This is a genomic window from Streptomyces sp. KMM 9044 (genome assembly GCF_024701375.2).
GTDB lineage: Bacteria > Actinomycetota > Actinomycetes > Streptomycetales > Streptomycetaceae > Streptomyces.
Genome location: NZ_CP113910.1, coordinates 2,146,079 through 2,160,570, shown reverse-complemented (window position 1 = coordinate 2,160,570; position 14,492 = coordinate 2,146,079). Strand labels below are relative to the sequence as shown.

Sequence of the window (14,492 nt, the reverse complement as noted above, 5' to 3'; positions counted from 1 at the left end):
GGCTTCGCCGATGTTCGGCCGCGGTGTTCCGGCCGGTAACCGGAACCGCTGGTTACCGGGTCTGCTGGGCCGGGACCCCGCGGGAGGCGGGCTCCTCCTCGGCCGGCGAACCGGCCGCGGCCACCGCGGCGCCCGTGAGCGTCGCCAGCATCTCGCGGACGTTGGTCAGCTGGGCGTTGATGGAGTCGCGGCGGTTGGTCAGCGCCGCGAGCTCCCGCTCGGATTCCGAACGGATCCGGTCGGCCTTGGCGTTGGCGTCGGCCACGATGTCCTCGGCCTGGCGCTGGGCGGTCTCCACCGTCTGGCGGGCCCGGCGCTCGGCGTCCGTACGCAGCTTCTCGGCCTCCAGGCGCAGCTGCTCCGCCCGGTGCTCGATCTCGGCCAGACGCTTCTCGGCCTTGGCCTGACGCGATGCCAGGTCGCGCTCGGACTGCTCGCGGCGCTTGGCGAGGTTCGTCTCGAAGTCGGCGGCGGCCTGCGCGGCCTTCGCGCGGGTCTCCTCGAAGAGGGCGTCCGCCTCCTCGCGCTTGGACTGGGCGTCCCTCTGGGCGTCCGACCGCAGCTGCGCGGCCTCGCTCTGCGCCTTCTCGACGATCCGGACGCCGTCGTCCTCGGCCTTGGCCTTGCGCTCGGCGGAGTACGACTCCGCGTCGTTGCGTACCTGCTGGGCGGCGGACTCGGCGAGCTCGCGGTGCTGCTCGGACGCGCGCCGGGCCTCCTCGCGGAGGTCCTTCGCCTCCTCCTCGGCCAGGCGCAGGATCTTCTCCACCCGCGCGCCGAGCCCCGCGTACGACGGCTCGACGTCGGTGACCTGGGCCTGGGCGTTCTGCGTTTCCAGGTGGAGCTCTTCGATGCGCTTTTCCAGAGCGGTGATGCGGGCGAGAGCGCTGTCACGGTCGGAGACGAGCTTGGAGATTCGTTCGTCCACCTGAGCGCGGTCGTATCCACGCCGCACAAGCTCGAAGCCGTAGGGGGAAGTGTCGCTCATGGGGTTCCTGTCGAATGAGACCGGTGAGGTGATAGGGGGAATCCTAGGGGCCGAAGCGCTGTGTCATCGAGCGGATGCACGTTTGATACGGAGAATGACACCCCTTTTGAGTGGCTGCCCCCCGGAGTGCTTGCCAAGTTCATGCTCAAACCCCCTTACTGGCAGGAGGTTTGACCTGTAAGTAAGGGATTTCACCCACCCTCGAAGGGATTCGGCCGGTTCATCACGATAAGCCCTAACTGTCCGAAGACTTGCTCCGCTGACCGGGCGTACCGGCCGCCGCGGCCGCCTTCACCCCGTTGTCCTTGCCGCCGCCGGGTGTCTCGAACGACTCCAGGGCCTCCAGGACGTCCTGCACACGCGAGATCTCGACGTTGATGTCCTCGCGCCGCCGCACCAGGACCTCCAGCTCGCGCTTGCCCTCCTCGACCGTGGCCCGCGCCTCGCGGACCGCCTCGGCCTTCAGCTCCTCGGCCTCCCTGACCAGCGTGGCCTTCTTCTGCTCGGCCTCCTTCAGGAGACCCTCGGCCTTCTTCACCGCGGCGATACGCACCCTGCCCGCCTCGGAGTTGGCCTCGGACACGAGCTCCTTGGCCTTCGCCTGCGCCTTGGCCAGCTGTTCCTCGGACGCTTTGATCAGAGCGTCGCAGCGGTCACCGGTGGACTTCATCGTCTCGGACGCCTCACGGCGGGCCCGCTCGTGCAGCTCCTCGATCTCCCCGGTGATCCGGTCCCGCAGCTCCTCGGCCCGCTCCCTGATCCGGGTCGCGTCCCGGCGGGCTCCGATCAGCAGCTCGTCCGCGTCCGTACGGGACTTCTCCACCCGGGTGTTGCCCTCGACCGTCGCCTCGGAGACGAGCCGGTCGGCCTCGGCACGGGCAGCGCCGACCATCGAGTCGGCCCGGGCCTCCGCCTCCGCCGTAGTCCTCTGAGCCTGCTGCTGCGCCTCGGCGAGCAGCTTGTCCGCCTCGGCGGCGGTCTCCGTGATGAGGGTGTCGACCTGCTCGGCCGCCTCCGAACGCCGCTTGTTGGCATCCTTGCGGGCCTCGTCGAGGGTGCGCTCGGCCTCCTCGCGCGCGGACGTCACCAGCAGGTCCGCCTCCCGCTCCGCGTCGGCCTTGAGCCGTGCGGACTCGCTGCGGACCCGCTCCGCGTGCTGCTGCGCCGAACCGGCCGCCTGGGACGCCTCGGCCCGCAGCCGCTCCGCGTCGCCGGACGCGTCCGCGATCAGCTTCTCGGCCTTGGCCACCGACTCCGCGCGCAGCCGGTCGGTCTCCGCGATCGTCTCCGCGGTGAGCCGCTCCGCCTCGCCGCGGGCCTCGGTGATCAGGGTGTCCACCTGGGCCGCCGCGTCCGAACGGATCCGGTTGGAGTCCTCCCGGGCCTCGGCGCGGGTGTGCGCGGCGGCCTGCTCGGCCTCGGCGACCGCGTCCGACGCCTCCGTACGCATCCGCCGGGCCTGCTCGGAGACCTCCGAACGGACCCGGTCCGCCTCGGTGATCGCCTCGGAGACCGTGCGCTCGGCGAGCGCCTTGGCGGCCTCCGTCTCCTCCTGCGCCTCGCGCCGCAGCCGGGCCGCGTCCTCGCCGGCCCGCTCCCGCTCCGCGTAGGCGTCGGCCCGGACCCGCTCCGTCTCCTCCTGCGCCTCGCGGCGCGCGCGGTCCGCCGCGTGCTCGGCGGCCTGCCGCAGCCCGGTGATCTCGTCCTGCGCCTGCTCGTGCAGCCCCGCGACCGAGTCCCGGACCTGCTGGGCGTGCTGCTCGGCCGCCGACACCATCTCGGTGGCGCGCCGGTCGGCCTCCTCGACCAGCCGTACGGCCTCGGCCTGTGCCTCCTCCACCCGCTTGCGGGCCGACGCCAGCAGCTCCTCGCTCTGCTCCCGGGCCCGCTCGCGCTCCTGGTCGGCCTCCGTGCGGGCCGCGCCCAGCAGCTCCTCGGCCTCGCGCCGGCGCCGGGCGGCCTCCTCCTGCGCGCCGGCCAGCGTCTGCTGTGCCTCCGCGCCGAGCCGCTCGGCGGCGGCCAGTGCCTCGGTCCGCATCCGGTCGGCGCTGTCCTGCGCCTCCGACTTCAGCCGCTCCGCCTCCGCCGCGGCTTCCGACCGCAGCCGCACGGCCACGGACTCGCCCTCCGCGCGGGAGGCCGACGCGTCCGCCGCTGCCTCGCCGCGCAGCCGCTCCGCCTCCGCCTCCGCCTGCTGCCGCTGCGCGCGGCTCCGCTCCGCCGCCTCGGTACGCAGCCGCTCGGCCTCGTCCGCCGCCTCCCGGCGGATACGGGCCGCCTCCTCGCGGGCGTCACCCAGCGCCTGCTCGGCCGAGGCGATGCGTTCCTCGGCCTCCGTGTGCAGCCGGGTCAGCTCCTCGGCGGCCTCCGCGCGGCGCGCGGTGACGGCCCGCTCGGCCTCCTCGTGGACCTTGCGCGCGGCCCGCTCGGCGTCCTCCCTGAGCGCGTCGGCCTGCTCGACGGCGTCCGCGTGGTGCCGCTCCGCCTCCTTGCGGGTACGGTCCAGGGTCTCCTCGGCCTGCCGGCGCAGCGCCGTGGCGCGCTCGATGGCCTCGGTACGGACCTTCTCGCTGTCCGTCTGCGCGGTGGAACGCAGCTCGTCGGCGTCCGCCCTCGCCTTGGCCAGCAGCTCCTCGGCGGACCGGGCGGCCTCCTCGATCTGCGACACGGCCTGCTTGCGGGCCTCCGCGCGGATCTTCTCGCCCTCGGCGACCGCGTCGGCGCGCAGGTGCTCGGCCTCGCCGCGCAGCCGACGGGCCTCCTCCTGGAGCTCGACCGTCTTGGCCCGGTACTCCTTGGTGTCGTCCTTTGCCGCGCCCTTGAGCTGCGTGGCGATGTCGTGCGCCTCGGCACGCAGCCGGTCCGCCTCCGTCTCCGCCTCGCCACGGATCCGCGCGGCCTCCTCGGCCGCCTCCTTGGTGGTGCGCTTGGCTTCCTCCGACGCCTTGTTGAGCACATCCTCGGCGGTCCGGGCCGCCTTCGACAACTGGGTGGCGCTCTCCTCGGCGGTGAGCGCACGGGCCCTTTCGGAGGCCTCCGCGACGATCTTCTCGGCCTCCGCGCGGGCGTCCGCGACGATCTGCTCGGCGTCCGCCTTGGTGGTCTCGGCCTCCTTGGTGGCCTCGGTGACCAGCCGGGCGACCTGCTCCTTGGCCGTACGCGTACGGGTCTCGTTGGCGGACTCGGCGGAGGCCAGCGCCTTCGACGCTGCCTCCTTCGCCTCGTCGAGCACCTTGTCCGCCTCGGCGCGGGCCGTGCGCAGCGCCTCCTCGGCTTCCGCCATGCGTTGCTCGGCGGCCCTGGCGAGTTCCTGAGCCTCACGGCGGGCGGACTGCGACTCACTGGCCGTCGACGTCCGCAGCTGCTCGGCGTGGTCGGTGGCCTCCTGCGCCTGCGTGGAGGCGGCGTTCAGCAGCCGCTCCGCCTCCGCGCGGGCCCGGCGCAGCGTCTGGTCGGCCTCCGTACGGGCGGCCTCGGCCTCGCTGCGCAGCCGGTGACGGGCCTCGGCGGTCACCCGTTCGGCCTCCGCGCGGGCGGCGGCCAGCGCCTGCTCGGCCTCCGCGCGGGACTCGTCGAGGAGCCGGCGGGCCTGCTGCTCGGAACGGGCCCGGACCTGCTCGGCCCACGCCACGTTCTCGTTGACGTGCGACTCGACGGTCTGCCTGCGCTCCGCCAGCTCCTGGTCGAGCTGCTGGCGCCGGGTCACGGCCTCCTGGTGCAGCTCGGACTGGAGCCGGGCCGCCTGCTCGGCGTGTTCCTGGAGGATCCGCTGGGTCTGTGCCCGGACCTGGCTCAGCTCGCGTTCGGCGTCCGCGCGGAGCTGGTCGGCCTGCACCTGCGCGTTCCGCAGCATCTGCTCGGCCTGGTAGCCGATGTCACCGCCCTCGTAGGCGGGCCGGAACATGATGGTGCGCCGCGCCTCGTGCAGCTTGGCACGCAGCACCTCGACCTGGTAGCCGAGGTCGTCGGCGTGCTGGATCGCCTTTTCCCGCTCGGTCTTCAGCCGCTTCATCTCGGCTTCGAACCGAGAGAGGTGGTCGACGTCAGCCGCCGGATCTCGCTCCTGGCTCTCGTAGCCCCGCACTGCGCGGTCCCATCCGTCCCCTGGTCGCAACTCTGGCCGGGTCCCGTCCATCAGCGGAACGGGACCCCCGGGGAATGGTGTCAGATCAACGGAGGAACATGCGCTGCTGCCCCGCGCTCGCCCCCGAAACCCGGACCCCGGTACGTCCTGCTGCCAAGACCGGCGACGCTCACCCGAACGGAGGCAGTCGTCACTTTTCTGACGGCAGGACCCGATCGCCCTGGATCGAGCGGCGACCGCACCCAACCCTACCGGCCCTTATGTACGTGGGTCAGTGCTCGGGCGACTCAACTGGCGCCGAAGTGACCAGTTCTGTCAGTACGCCGTGACAGTCCTTGGGGTGCAGGAAGGTGATTCGTGACCCCATGGAGCCGCGTCGGGGCTCTTCGTACAGAACACGCACCCCCTTGCCCTTGACCGAGGTGGCCTCGGCGTCGACGTCCGCCGTGCCGAAAGCGATGTGGTGGACCCCCTCGCCGTTCTTCGCGAGCCACTTCGCGACGGTGGAGTCCTCCCGGGTCGGCTCCAGCAACTGGAGGTAGGACGCGCCTCCGTCCGAGGTCTCGTTGATCTTCAACATGGCCTCGCGCACACCCTGCTCCTCGTTGATCTCGGAGTGGAACACCTCGAAGCCGTAGGTGGCCCGGTAGAACTCCACGGTCGCGTCGAGGTCGTGGCAGGCGATTCCGATGTGGTCGATTCGCGTCAGCATGGAATCAGTGGAGCGTCACCGGGACGGTTACGCAACGTGCGCGCGATCACACCGACGGCCCGATGACGGGGCGGACCGCAGCTCAGTACATTCGAAGTAAACCCTCGTTCACTCCTCGGCTGTGCAGCCGGAAGGGGATCGCAGCTCATGGCTTCTGCATCTTCCGAAACTTCCGCACCATCCGCACCATCCGCGGCGAACGGCACGACGTCCGTCATCGTCGCGGGCGCCCGGACCCCGATGGGCCGGTTGCTCGGCTCGCTCAAGTCCTTCTCCGGAGCCGACCTCGGTGGCTTCGCGATCAAGGCCGCCCTCGACCGCGCGGGGATCGGCGGCGACCAGGTCCAGTACGTGATCATGGGGCAGGTGCTCCAGGCCGGGGCAGGGCAGATCCCGGCACGCCAGGCCGCCGCCAAGGCAGGCATCCCGATGAACGTCCCGGCGCTCACCGTCAACAAGGTGTGCCTGTCCGGCCTCGACGCGATCGCGCTGGCCGACCAGCTGATCAGGGCCGGCGAGTTCGACGTGGTCGTCGCCGGCGGCCAGGAGTCCATGACCAACGCCCCGCACCTGCTGCCGAAGTCCCGGGAGGGCTTCAAGTACGGCGCGGTCCAGATGATCGACGCCATGGCGTACGACGGTCTCACCGACTCCTTCGAGAACGTCGCCATGGGCGAGTCCACCGAGAAGCACAACACCCGCCTCGGCATCGGCCGACCGGAGCAGGACGAGATCGCCGCCCTGTCCCACCAGCGGGCCGCAGCAGCGCAGAAGAACGGAATCTTCGAGGCGGAGATCACTCCCGTCGAGATCCCGCAGCGCAAGGGCGACCCGGTCCTCTTCAGCCAGGACGAGGGCATCCGCGCCGACACCACCGCCGAGTCGCTGGGCAGGCTGCGCCCCGCCTTCGCCGAGGACGGCACGATCACCGCCGGTTCCTCCTCCCAGATCTCGGACGGTGCGGCGGCCGTGGTCGTGATGAGCAAGGCCAAGGCGCAGGAGCTCGGCCTCGGGTGGATCGCCGAGCTCGGCGCCCACGGCAACGTGGCGGGACCCGACAACTCCCTGCAGTCGCAGCCGTCCAACGCGATCGCCCACGCCCTCAAGAAGGAGGGTCTCGAGGTGTCCGACCTGGACCTCGTCGAGATCAACGAGGCCTTCGCGGCGGTGGCCGTGCAGTCGATGAAGGACCTCGGCGTGTCCACGGAAAAGGTGAACGTCAACGGCGGCGCCATCGCCCTGGGGCACCCGATCGGGATGTCCGGCGCACGGCTGGTGCTGCACCTGGCGCTGGAGCTGAAGCGGCGCGGCGGCGGTGTCGGTGCGGCGGCGCTGTGCGGCGGCGGTGGGCAGGGTGACGCGCTGATCGTGCGGGTACCCAGGGCCTGAGCGAACCGGTCGTCTCTTTCGTCCGTAGGTCTTGACGGGTCTTCCTTGTGAACGGAGCAGTGATGCAGGACGTCTCCACTCTGGTGGCACGGGCCAGGGAGGGCGCGCCGCGTGCCGTGGCCCGGCTGATCTCCCTGGTGGAGGGGGCGTCCCCACAGCTGAGGGAGGTCATGGCGGCCCTGGCGCCGCTGACCGGCAACGCGTACGTGGTCGGTCTGACCGGTTCGCCGGGCGTCGGCAAGTCGACGTCCACCTCGGCGCTGGTGAGCGCGTACCGCAGGCAGGGCAAGCGGGTCGGCGTCCTGGCCGTCGACCCGTCCTCGCCGTTCTCCGGCGGCGCGCTGCTCGGTGACCGGGTCCGGATGTCGGAGCACGCCTCCGACCCCGGCGTGTACATCCGTTCCATGGCGACCCGCGGCCACCTGGGCGGCCTCGCCTGGTCCGCGCCGCAGGCCATCCGCGTCCTGGACGCGGCCGGCTGCGACGTGGTCCTGGTGGAGACGGTCGGCGTAGGCCAGTCGGAGGTGGAGATCGCCTCCCAGGCCGACACGTCGGTGGTGCTCCTCGCCCCCGGCATGGGCGACGGGATCCAGGCGGCCAAGGCCGGAATCCTGGAGATCGGCGACGTCTACGTCGTCAACAAGGCCGACCGCGACGGCGCCGACGCCACCGCCCGCGAGCTGAACCACATGCTGGGCCTCGGTGAGTCCCGTGCCCCCGGGGACTGGCGGCCCCCGATCGTCAAGACCGTCGCCTCGCGCGGGGAGGGCGTCGACGAGGTCGTCGAGGCCCTGGAGAAGCACCGCGCGTGGATGGAGGAGCACGGGGTCCTGGCGGAGCGCAGGCTGGCCCGCGCGGCCCGCGAGGTCGAGACGATCGCCGTCACGACCCTGCGGGAGCGCATCGGCGACCTGCACGGCGACCGCCGCCTGGGCGCGCTGGCGGAACGGATCCTCGGCGGCGAGCTGGATCCCTACCGCGCGGCGGACGAACTGGTGGCGGGGCTGACGCAGGGCTGAGGCGGGGCCGGGCGGGCAGGAACGCACGGGCAGGGCGGTGCGGGCACATTCGCCCGCACCACCCTGTTCACGTGGCCGGTTCGGAGGCCCGCCCGGAACTCCGCTCAGCGGTCGTCGCGGTCATCGGCGTCGTCGCGGTCGTCCGAGGCGTCGTCCGCGGTGACCTCGCCGCTGTTCGGGTCGACCCTCCACTCCCGGTCGTCCCCGCCGGAGGCGACCGTCCCGACCTCCCAGGCCTTGGTGTCGTCGTCCAACTCCACCGAGGTGTCGTCCGCGGTGACCTCGCCGCTGTTCGGGTCGACCCTCCACTCCCGGTCGTCCCCGCCGGAGGCGACCGTCCCGACCTCCCAGGCCTTGGTGTCGTCGTCCAGCTCCACCGAGGTGTCGTCCGCGGTGACCTCGCCGCTGTTCGGGTCGACCCTCCACTCCCGGTCGTCCCCGCCGGAGGCGACCGTCCCGACCTCCCAGGCCTTGGTGTCGTCGTCCAGCTCCACCGACGTCACGGTGCCCTTGGCGGCCACCGCCCGCGCGGCCTTCTCGGCCGTCACCGACGTTCCCTTCAGCGCGGCGCGCGCCTCGGCGGTGTCGTCGTCATCGTCGTCGTCATCGTCGTCGTCCCGCTCCGAGCCCAGGACCTTGCCGCTGCTCGGGTCGGTCCACACGCTGTGCCAGGTGCCGCCGCCGAGGACGTCGACCTTCCAGGCCGTCCTGCCGCGGTGGTCGTCGTCATCGTCGTCCATCACGACGGAGACCGCGGTGCCCGCCCGGTGCTTCAGCGCGGCGGCGACGGCCTCGGCCGCGGTCACGTCGGCGGAGAGCGCCCGAGAGTCGTCGTCCAGGTCGTCCAGGTCGTCCAGGTCGTCCAGGTTGTCGCGGTCGTCGTCGCGCCGGTCGTCCCGGCCGTCGTCGTCCGGTCCCCTCGTCTCCGCCTGGTCCGTGGTCGTCGGCGCGTCGTCCCCCGAGACCGCGACGGCCGTAGCGGTGCCTCCGCCGACCAGTGCCGCGGCGGTGACGGCGGCGATCACGATGTTGCGCTTCATGTGGGTTCCTCCCCGTTCGCTGCGTTTTCGACGTCCTCAATCTCGCCGACCGATGCTGAGAGGAGCCTGAAACCGCCTGAAGCGCTCTTCAGGTTCGCTCTGCAACCCTTGTGCGCATGCGTCTGTTGATAGTCGAGGACGAGAAGCGGCTTGCCCTGTCCCTCGCGAAGGGGCTGACCGCCGAGGGATACGCCGTGGACGTCGTCCACGACGGCCGGGAGGGCCTGCACCGGGCCACGGAGAGTGCGTACGACCTGGTGATCCTCGACATCATGCTGCCCCGCCTCAACGGCTACCGCGTCTGCGCCGCCCTGCGCGCCGCCGGACACGACGTGCCGATCCTGATGCTCACCGCCAAGGACGGCGAGTACGACGAGGCCGAGGGCCTGGACACCGGCGCCGACGACTACCTCACCAAGCCGTTCTCCTACGTCGTCCTCGTCGCCCGGGTGAAGGCGCTGCTGCGCCGCCGGGGACAGGGCGCAGGGGCCTCGCCGCTGCACGTGCTCGGGGACCTGAGGGTGGACACCGCCGCACGCCGGGTCTTCCTGGCCGAGGACGAGGTGACGCTCACCGCCAAGGAGTTCTCCGTGCTCGAGCAACTGGTGCTGCGGGCCGGCGAGGTCGTGTCCAAGCCGGAGATCCTGGAGCACGTCTGGGACTTCGCCTACGAGGGAGACCCGAACATCGTCGAGGTCTACGTCAGCGCCCTGCGCCGCAAGCTGCGCTCCGGGCTGATCCGGACCGTGCGCGGCGCCGGATACCGGCTGGAGACCGCGCCGTGACCCGCCTGTTCGGCTCGGTCCGCTCCCGGGCGACGCTCGGAGCCACCCTCGTGGTCGTGGTGGCCCTCGTCCTCACCGGTGCCGCGGTCCTGCAGGCACTGCGCTCCAACCTGACCGCCGAGGCGGGTACCCAGGCGGAGCGCACGGCGCGGGCGGTCGCCTCCGAACTCGCCGCGCGGACCCCGTACGACCAGTTGTCCGAGCTGGACAGCGAGACCGGGCCCGTACAGGTCGTCGACGAGGACGGGAACCTCGTCGCGGCCACCGAGGACCTGCGGTGGATCACCGGCACGACCACCGACCAGGTGGAGTCCCGCCCGTCGTCCTCCCCTTCGCCCTCGCCCCCCGCGTCGGCGTCCCCCTCGCCGTCGGCTCCGGCCCGCGACGACGAGGACGGCGACGGCGTCGGCGTCGGCGACGAGGACGAGGACGAGGATTCCGACGCCGACGAGGCCCCGCGGAGCCCTGTCGCCCCGGAGGACTCCGGAGAGGCCGAAACCTCCCTCACCCCCGGTGGGACCAGCCGGCAGACCACCTTCAGCAGCGGCGCCGCGACCATGGACGAGGACACCGCGGACTACCGTTTCGCGGCCGTGGACGTGCGGACCCACGAGCGGGGCCTGCTCACCGTCTACGCGGGCGCCCCGCTGGCCGCCGAACACAGCGCCGTACGCACCGCGCTGACCGTCATGCTGATCGGCCTCCCGCTGCTGGCGGCGCTGGTCGCCGGGATGACCTGGGTGGTCACCGGGCGTGCCCTGCGTCCGGTCGCCGGTATCCGCGAGGAAATGGCCGCGATCACCGCGTCCGAGGATCTCACGCGCCGGGTTCCGGAACCGGCGACCCACGACGAGATCGCCCGGCTCGCCCGCACCACCAACGAGACGCTCGCCGCCCTGGAGACGTCCGTGGAGCGTCAGCGGCGGTTCGTCGCCGACGCCTCGCACGAGCTGCGCAGCCCGATCGCCTCTCTGCGCACCCAGCTGGAGGTGGCCGCCGCGCACCCCGAACTCCTCGACCTGGACGGTGCCGTCGAGGACACCGTGCGGCTCCAGCACCTCGCCGCCGACCTGCTGCTGCTCGCCCGCCTTGACGCGGGGGAGCGGCCCGTCGACGCGCGGGTCGACCTGGCCGCGCTGGCCCGCGAGGAGGCGGCGGGACGCACGGGGGTGACCGTGGAGGTGGAGCCGGCGGAGGTGGCCGGGTCGCGGGGGCAGCTTGCCCGGGTGCTCGGCAACCTGCTCGACAACGGACGCAGGCACGCCTGCGAGACGGTCTCGGTGACCGTGCGGCGGGAGGGCGGCTGGGCGGTGCTCGGGGTCGCCGACGACGGCGACGGGGTGGCCGAGGCCGACCGGGAGCGGATCTTCGAGCGGTTCGTCCGGCTGGACGCCGCCCGCAGCCGCGACGACGGCGGGGCCGGTCTGGGCCTCGCCATCGCGCGGGACGTCGCCGTACGGCACGGCGGGACGCTCACGGCGGGTGCGGTGCCCTCGGGTGGAGCCCTGTTCGAACTCCGTCTGCCGCTCGTCTGACAGGCACCGGAACGGACCGGACCCGGCCGGGTCACCGGACCACCGGGCCGGCCGACCGGGTCAGAAACGCCCGCGCTCTCCGCGCAGGTGCTCGGCGATGGGCTTCAGGGCCTTGTCCAGCTCGCCGAGGGTCTCGGGGGAGAGCAGGTCGATGAAGTGCCGGCGGACCGACGCCACGTGATGCGGCGCGACTCTCTGCATGGTCTCCATGCCGAGGTCGGTGAGGACGGCGAAGAATCCGCGCCGGTCGGACTCGCAGCTCTCCCGCCGGACCAGGTCCGCGTTCTCCATACGGGTGACCTGGTGCGAGAGGCGGCTCTTGGACTGGAGGGTGGCGGCGGCGAGGTCGCTCATCCGCATCCGGCGGTCCTCCGACTCGGAGAGGTTCACCAGGATCTCGTAGTCGTTCATTGTCAGGCCGAAGGGCTGCAGATCCTTTTCGAGCTGGTACGTCAACAGCCTGTTGACCTCCAGGTGGGTGCGCCAGGCGCACTGCTCCGCGTTGGCCAGCCAGCGTGTGGCCGTCTCGGTCTCCATGAATGAAGTCTACCTAAGAAGTTGAAAGGCGAACTAGTGAGGGTTTCTCTGTGACGGTGACGGCGTGCACGCGTTCGATGTCACACTCCGCAGACTACCGCTCACAGACCGAAGCGACGCTGGAGGTCTCCCAGCTGTCCGGGAAGGCGCCCCGCCCCCGCGCCCTCCCCGGGTGCTCCGGGCGCCCCGCCGCCGGGCACTCCCGGCTGCTGCGGAGTGACCCCCGTGGCCTGCTCCGGCATCAGCGACTCGGACGACTGCAGCAGTACGGTGCCGGCCCCCACGAACTCGAACTGGTGCTCCTCGCCGGAGGCCCCGCCGAGGCCCGTCAGTGCACGTAGACCGCCCATGACGCCGGTCATGTATCCGTGGTCGTAGTGGTGGCACGGGGAGGGGCAGTCCGCCCACCCGACCAGCGCCTGCGGATCCACCCGGAGCGGGGGTTCCATGAACACCACCGGGCCGTTGGACGCGGCCACGAACTTTCCGGTTCCGATGAGCGTCAGGAAACCCGGCACGATCGACTGCTTCAGTGACAGACTTGGCTGAAAAGCGAGCAGATTGCCTGAGCGAATGGTCAGGTTGCCGTCCTCGAGGTCGTACGAGTTCACGTCGAACGCCCGGTCGGCGAGGAGCATCTTGCCCGAGCCCTCCGCCACGACCCAGTCACTCGCGTGCAGAGGCGAATGGAACGACGTGCGGACAATCCGGTCGAGCCGGCCGTGTCCGATGCCGTTGAACTCGATCGTGCCGTAGTAGGCGATCATCTTCCCTTTCTGCAGGAACCACTGGCTCCCCGCGAGCTCCACGCAGAAGGTGTAGTGACCGACGTTGTCGTCGGACGGCAGCGTCATCGGGTCGAAGACCGTCACGCCCGGCTGCCGGCCCGCGCCCGGGGTCGCGTACGTACTCAAAGCTTCTCCTCCGAGGCCTGGACGAACACCGCGCCGCTGCCGCTGAGCTCCAGCTGGAACGCCTCGCCGGAGCCCCGCCCCACCATGTCCCGCCAGCCGAGCGCGGTGGACAGCTTGTTGCGGACGTCGCCGTGATGGGCGACGTAGGCCTGCGGATCGACGTGGATCGGGCGCTGCGGCGTGACCGGGATCTCGATCACGCCCCCGTGCGCCATGACCGCCACGGAGCCGTGTCCCTTGAGCGTGGTGGTGAACAGGCCCTGCCCGGAGACCTGGCCCCGGACCATGCCCATCACCCCGCCCTGCGAGCCCAGGAACATCGTGCCCTGCTCCAGCGTGCCCTCGAACGCCAGCAGGCGGTCCGCCTCGACGTACAGGGTGTCCCCGGAGAGGTCGATCACCTGGATGTGGTGGCCGCCGTGTCCGAACAGGACCGTGCCGTTGCCCTCGACGGTCATCAGGGGCGTGTCCTCGCCCGCCACCCGCCGGCCGACCATCGAGCGGAGCCCGCCCTGGCCGCCCGTCGTGCTGGGGGTGAAGCCGACCTCGCCCCGGTAGGCGAGCATCGCGCCCCGCTGGCTGAACAGGCGCCGGCCGGGCACCACGGTCGCCTCGACGACCTTCGAGTTGATCTCCTGGAAGGGCATGTCAGACATCTCCCGCGATCGTGTTCCGCTCGCTGGGCTGGACGTACACCAGCCCGTCGCCCTCGAACCGCATCTGGAACGCCTCGCCGCCGCCCTCGCCGAGCAGCGTGCGGAACGTCACCCCGGACTGGAGGGACTGGCGAAGGCTCCCCTGGTGGGCCACGTACGCGCCGGGGTCGACGGTCAGCGGGTGCTGCGGGGCGACCCGGAGCACCACCGCGGGACCGTCCGACATGATCGCCGCCTGCCCGTGGCCCTCCACGGTGGTCGTGAACAGCCCGTTGCCCTGCGAGGCGCCGCGCAGGCCGGTGAAACCCGTCCCCGTGCGCAGGCCGCCGTCGGTCGCCAGCAGGTTGCTCGACTCCACGGAGAGCGTGTCCCCCTGAAGGCCGACCAGGTTGATCTCGGCGGCACGGTCCGCGAACCAGCAGACCCCGCGCCCCCTCACCTCCATCACCGTCATCTGCTCGCCGGTCAGCCGCCGGGCCACCATCCCCCGGATGCCGTCCCCGCCGCCGCTGAGCTTCTTGAACGCCATGTCGCCGTCGTACGCGACCATCGAGCCGTTCTTCGCCCTCACGGCGTCCCCGGTCATCTCGACGGCGAGCACCTTGCTGCTCTGAAGTCGGAACATCGCCACGTGTGCGACGGTAGCCGCAGCCCCGCCCCCGGAACAGGCCCTGTCGGGGGACACGCACCCCGAAGATTCCCCCGGGGCGACCCCAGGCACTGCACTGCGTCGAAGCCGGACCCCCTCCGCCGGTCACGGACGGTGTTTGCCACAATGGGCGGAGGCTTGTGTATGCGTTCACAAACCGTCAGGCACAGGACACCGGGCCGCC

General features: G+C 71.8%; 12 protein-coding genes. 4 read left to right on the top strand and 8 right to left on the bottom strand.

The window, feature by feature from the left end; translation table 11 throughout:
* Nucleotides 1–52 precede the first annotated feature (52 nt).
* The 3 genes from HUV60_RS09525 to mce all read right to left on the bottom strand — a co-directional run bounded on the left by HUV60_RS09525 (nucleotide 53) and on the right by mce (nucleotide 5,784).
* Nucleotides 53–988 carry a cellulose-binding protein gene (locus tag HUV60_RS09525; protein ID WP_257847832.1) on the bottom strand — a complete coding sequence of 312 codons (936 nt, stop codon included), beginning with the start codon at nucleotides 986–988 and terminating at the stop codon, nucleotides 53–55.
* A 235-nt stretch (nucleotides 989–1,223) separates the two neighbouring features.
* Nucleotides 1,224–5,072 carry a polarized growth protein Scy gene (gene scy / locus HUV60_RS09520; protein ID WP_257847833.1) on the bottom strand — a complete coding sequence of 1,283 codons (3,849 nt, stop codon included), beginning with the start codon at nucleotides 5,070–5,072 and terminating at the stop codon, nucleotides 1,224–1,226.
* A gap of 271 nt (nucleotides 5,073–5,343) precedes the next feature.
* Nucleotides 5,344–5,784: a methylmalonyl-CoA epimerase gene (mce, locus tag HUV60_RS09515; RefSeq protein WP_257847834.1), complete on the bottom strand. Its 441-nt coding sequence runs from the start codon at nucleotides 5,782–5,784 to the stop codon at nucleotides 5,344–5,346.
* 147 nt (nucleotides 5,785–5,931) lie between these two features.
* On the opposite strand from mce, the gene HUV60_RS09510 reads away from it, so the two are divergent.
* Nucleotides 5,932–7,173 (top strand): acetyl-CoA C-acetyltransferase, encoded by a 1,242-nt coding sequence (locus HUV60_RS09510; RefSeq protein ID WP_257847835.1) that lies wholly within the window; start codon nucleotides 5,932–5,934, stop codon nucleotides 7,171–7,173.
* Between the two features lie 62 nt (nucleotides 7,174–7,235).
* Nucleotides 7,236–8,192: a methylmalonyl Co-A mutase-associated GTPase MeaB gene (meaB, locus tag HUV60_RS09505; RefSeq protein WP_257847836.1), complete on the top strand. Its 957-nt coding sequence runs from the start codon at nucleotides 7,236–7,238 to the stop codon at nucleotides 8,190–8,192.
* A gap of 104 nt (nucleotides 8,193–8,296) precedes the next feature.
* Here meaB and HUV60_RS09495 read toward each other — a convergent pair whose 3' ends face one another.
* On the bottom strand, nucleotides 8,297–9,232 hold the full coding sequence (locus HUV60_RS09495) for a PepSY domain-containing protein (protein WP_443047249.1): 936 nt from the start codon (nucleotides 9,230–9,232) through the stop codon (nucleotides 8,297–8,299).
* Nucleotides 9,233–9,348: 116 nt separating this feature from the next.
* Here HUV60_RS09495 and HUV60_RS09490 point away from each other — a divergent pair, with 116 nt between their 5' ends.
* Nucleotides 9,349–10,017 carry a response regulator transcription factor gene (locus HUV60_RS09490; RefSeq protein WP_257847837.1) on the top strand — a complete coding sequence of 223 codons (669 nt, stop codon included), beginning with the start codon at nucleotides 9,349–9,351 and terminating at the stop codon, nucleotides 10,015–10,017.
* Complete coding sequence (locus HUV60_RS09485) at nucleotides 10,014–11,552, top strand: sensor histidine kinase (protein WP_257847838.1); 1,539 nt, start codon at nucleotides 10,014–10,016, stop codon at nucleotides 11,550–11,552. The genes HUV60_RS09490 and HUV60_RS09485 overlap by 4 nt, the downstream gene beginning before the upstream one ends.
* 60 nt (nucleotides 11,553–11,612) lie before the next feature.
* Here HUV60_RS09485 and HUV60_RS09480 read toward each other — a convergent pair whose 3' ends face one another.
* The 4 genes from HUV60_RS09480 to HUV60_RS09465 all read right to left on the bottom strand — a co-directional run bounded on the left by HUV60_RS09480 (nucleotide 11,613) and on the right by HUV60_RS09465 (nucleotide 14,284).
* On the bottom strand, nucleotides 11,613–12,089 hold the full coding sequence (locus tag HUV60_RS09480; RefSeq protein WP_257847839.1) for a MarR family winged helix-turn-helix transcriptional regulator: 477 nt from the start codon (nucleotides 12,087–12,089) through the stop codon (nucleotides 11,613–11,615).
* A gap of 101 nt (nucleotides 12,090–12,190) precedes the next feature.
* Complete coding sequence (locus tag HUV60_RS09475) at nucleotides 12,191–13,003, bottom strand: AIM24 family protein (protein ID WP_443047247.1); 813 nt, start codon at nucleotides 13,001–13,003, stop codon at nucleotides 12,191–12,193.
* Nucleotides 13,000–13,650 carry an AIM24 family protein gene (locus HUV60_RS09470; RefSeq protein WP_257850111.1) on the bottom strand — a complete coding sequence of 217 codons (651 nt, stop codon included), beginning with the start codon at nucleotides 13,648–13,650 and terminating at the stop codon, nucleotides 13,000–13,002. The genes HUV60_RS09475 and HUV60_RS09470 overlap by 4 nt, the downstream gene beginning before the upstream one ends.
* 1 nt (nucleotide 13,651) lies before the next feature.
* A complete protein-coding gene (locus tag HUV60_RS09465; RefSeq protein ID WP_257847840.1) occupies nucleotides 13,652–14,284 on the bottom strand; it encodes an AIM24 family protein in 633 nt (210 codons plus the stop codon).
* Nucleotides 14,285–14,492: the final 208 nt, after the last annotated feature.

Bases quoted from the DNA above. Each gene is read 5' to 3' on its own strand.
- HUV60_RS09490 (WP_257847837.1), top strand. From the start codon at position 9,349: ATGCGTCTGTTGATAGTCGAGGACGAGAAGCGGCTTGCCCTGTCCCTC.
- mce (WP_257847834.1), bottom strand. From the start codon at position 5,784: ATGCTGACGCGAATCGACCACATCGGAATCGCCTGCCACGACCTCGAC.
- HUV60_RS09465 (WP_257847840.1), bottom strand. From the start codon at position 14,284: ATGTTCCGACTTCAGAGCAGCAAGGTGCTCGCCGTCGAGATGACCGGG.
- HUV60_RS09480 (WP_257847839.1), bottom strand. From the start codon at position 12,089: ATGGAGACCGAGACGGCCACACGCTGGCTGGCCAACGCGGAGCAGTGC.
- HUV60_RS09495 (WP_443047249.1), bottom strand. From the start codon at position 9,232: ATGAAGCGCAACATCGTGATCGCCGCCGTCACCGCCGCGGCACTGGTC.
- HUV60_RS09525 (WP_257847832.1), bottom strand. From the start codon at position 988: ATGAGCGACACTTCCCCCTACGGCTTCGAGCTTGTGCGGCGTGGATAC.
- meaB (WP_257847836.1), top strand. From the start codon at position 7,236: ATGCAGGACGTCTCCACTCTGGTGGCACGGGCCAGGGAGGGCGCGCCG.
- HUV60_RS09470 (WP_257850111.1), bottom strand. From the start codon at position 13,650: ATGCCCTTCCAGGAGATCAACTCGAAGGTCGTCGAGGCGACCGTGGTG.
- HUV60_RS09510 (WP_257847835.1), top strand. From the start codon at position 5,932: ATGGCTTCTGCATCTTCCGAAACTTCCGCACCATCCGCACCATCCGCG.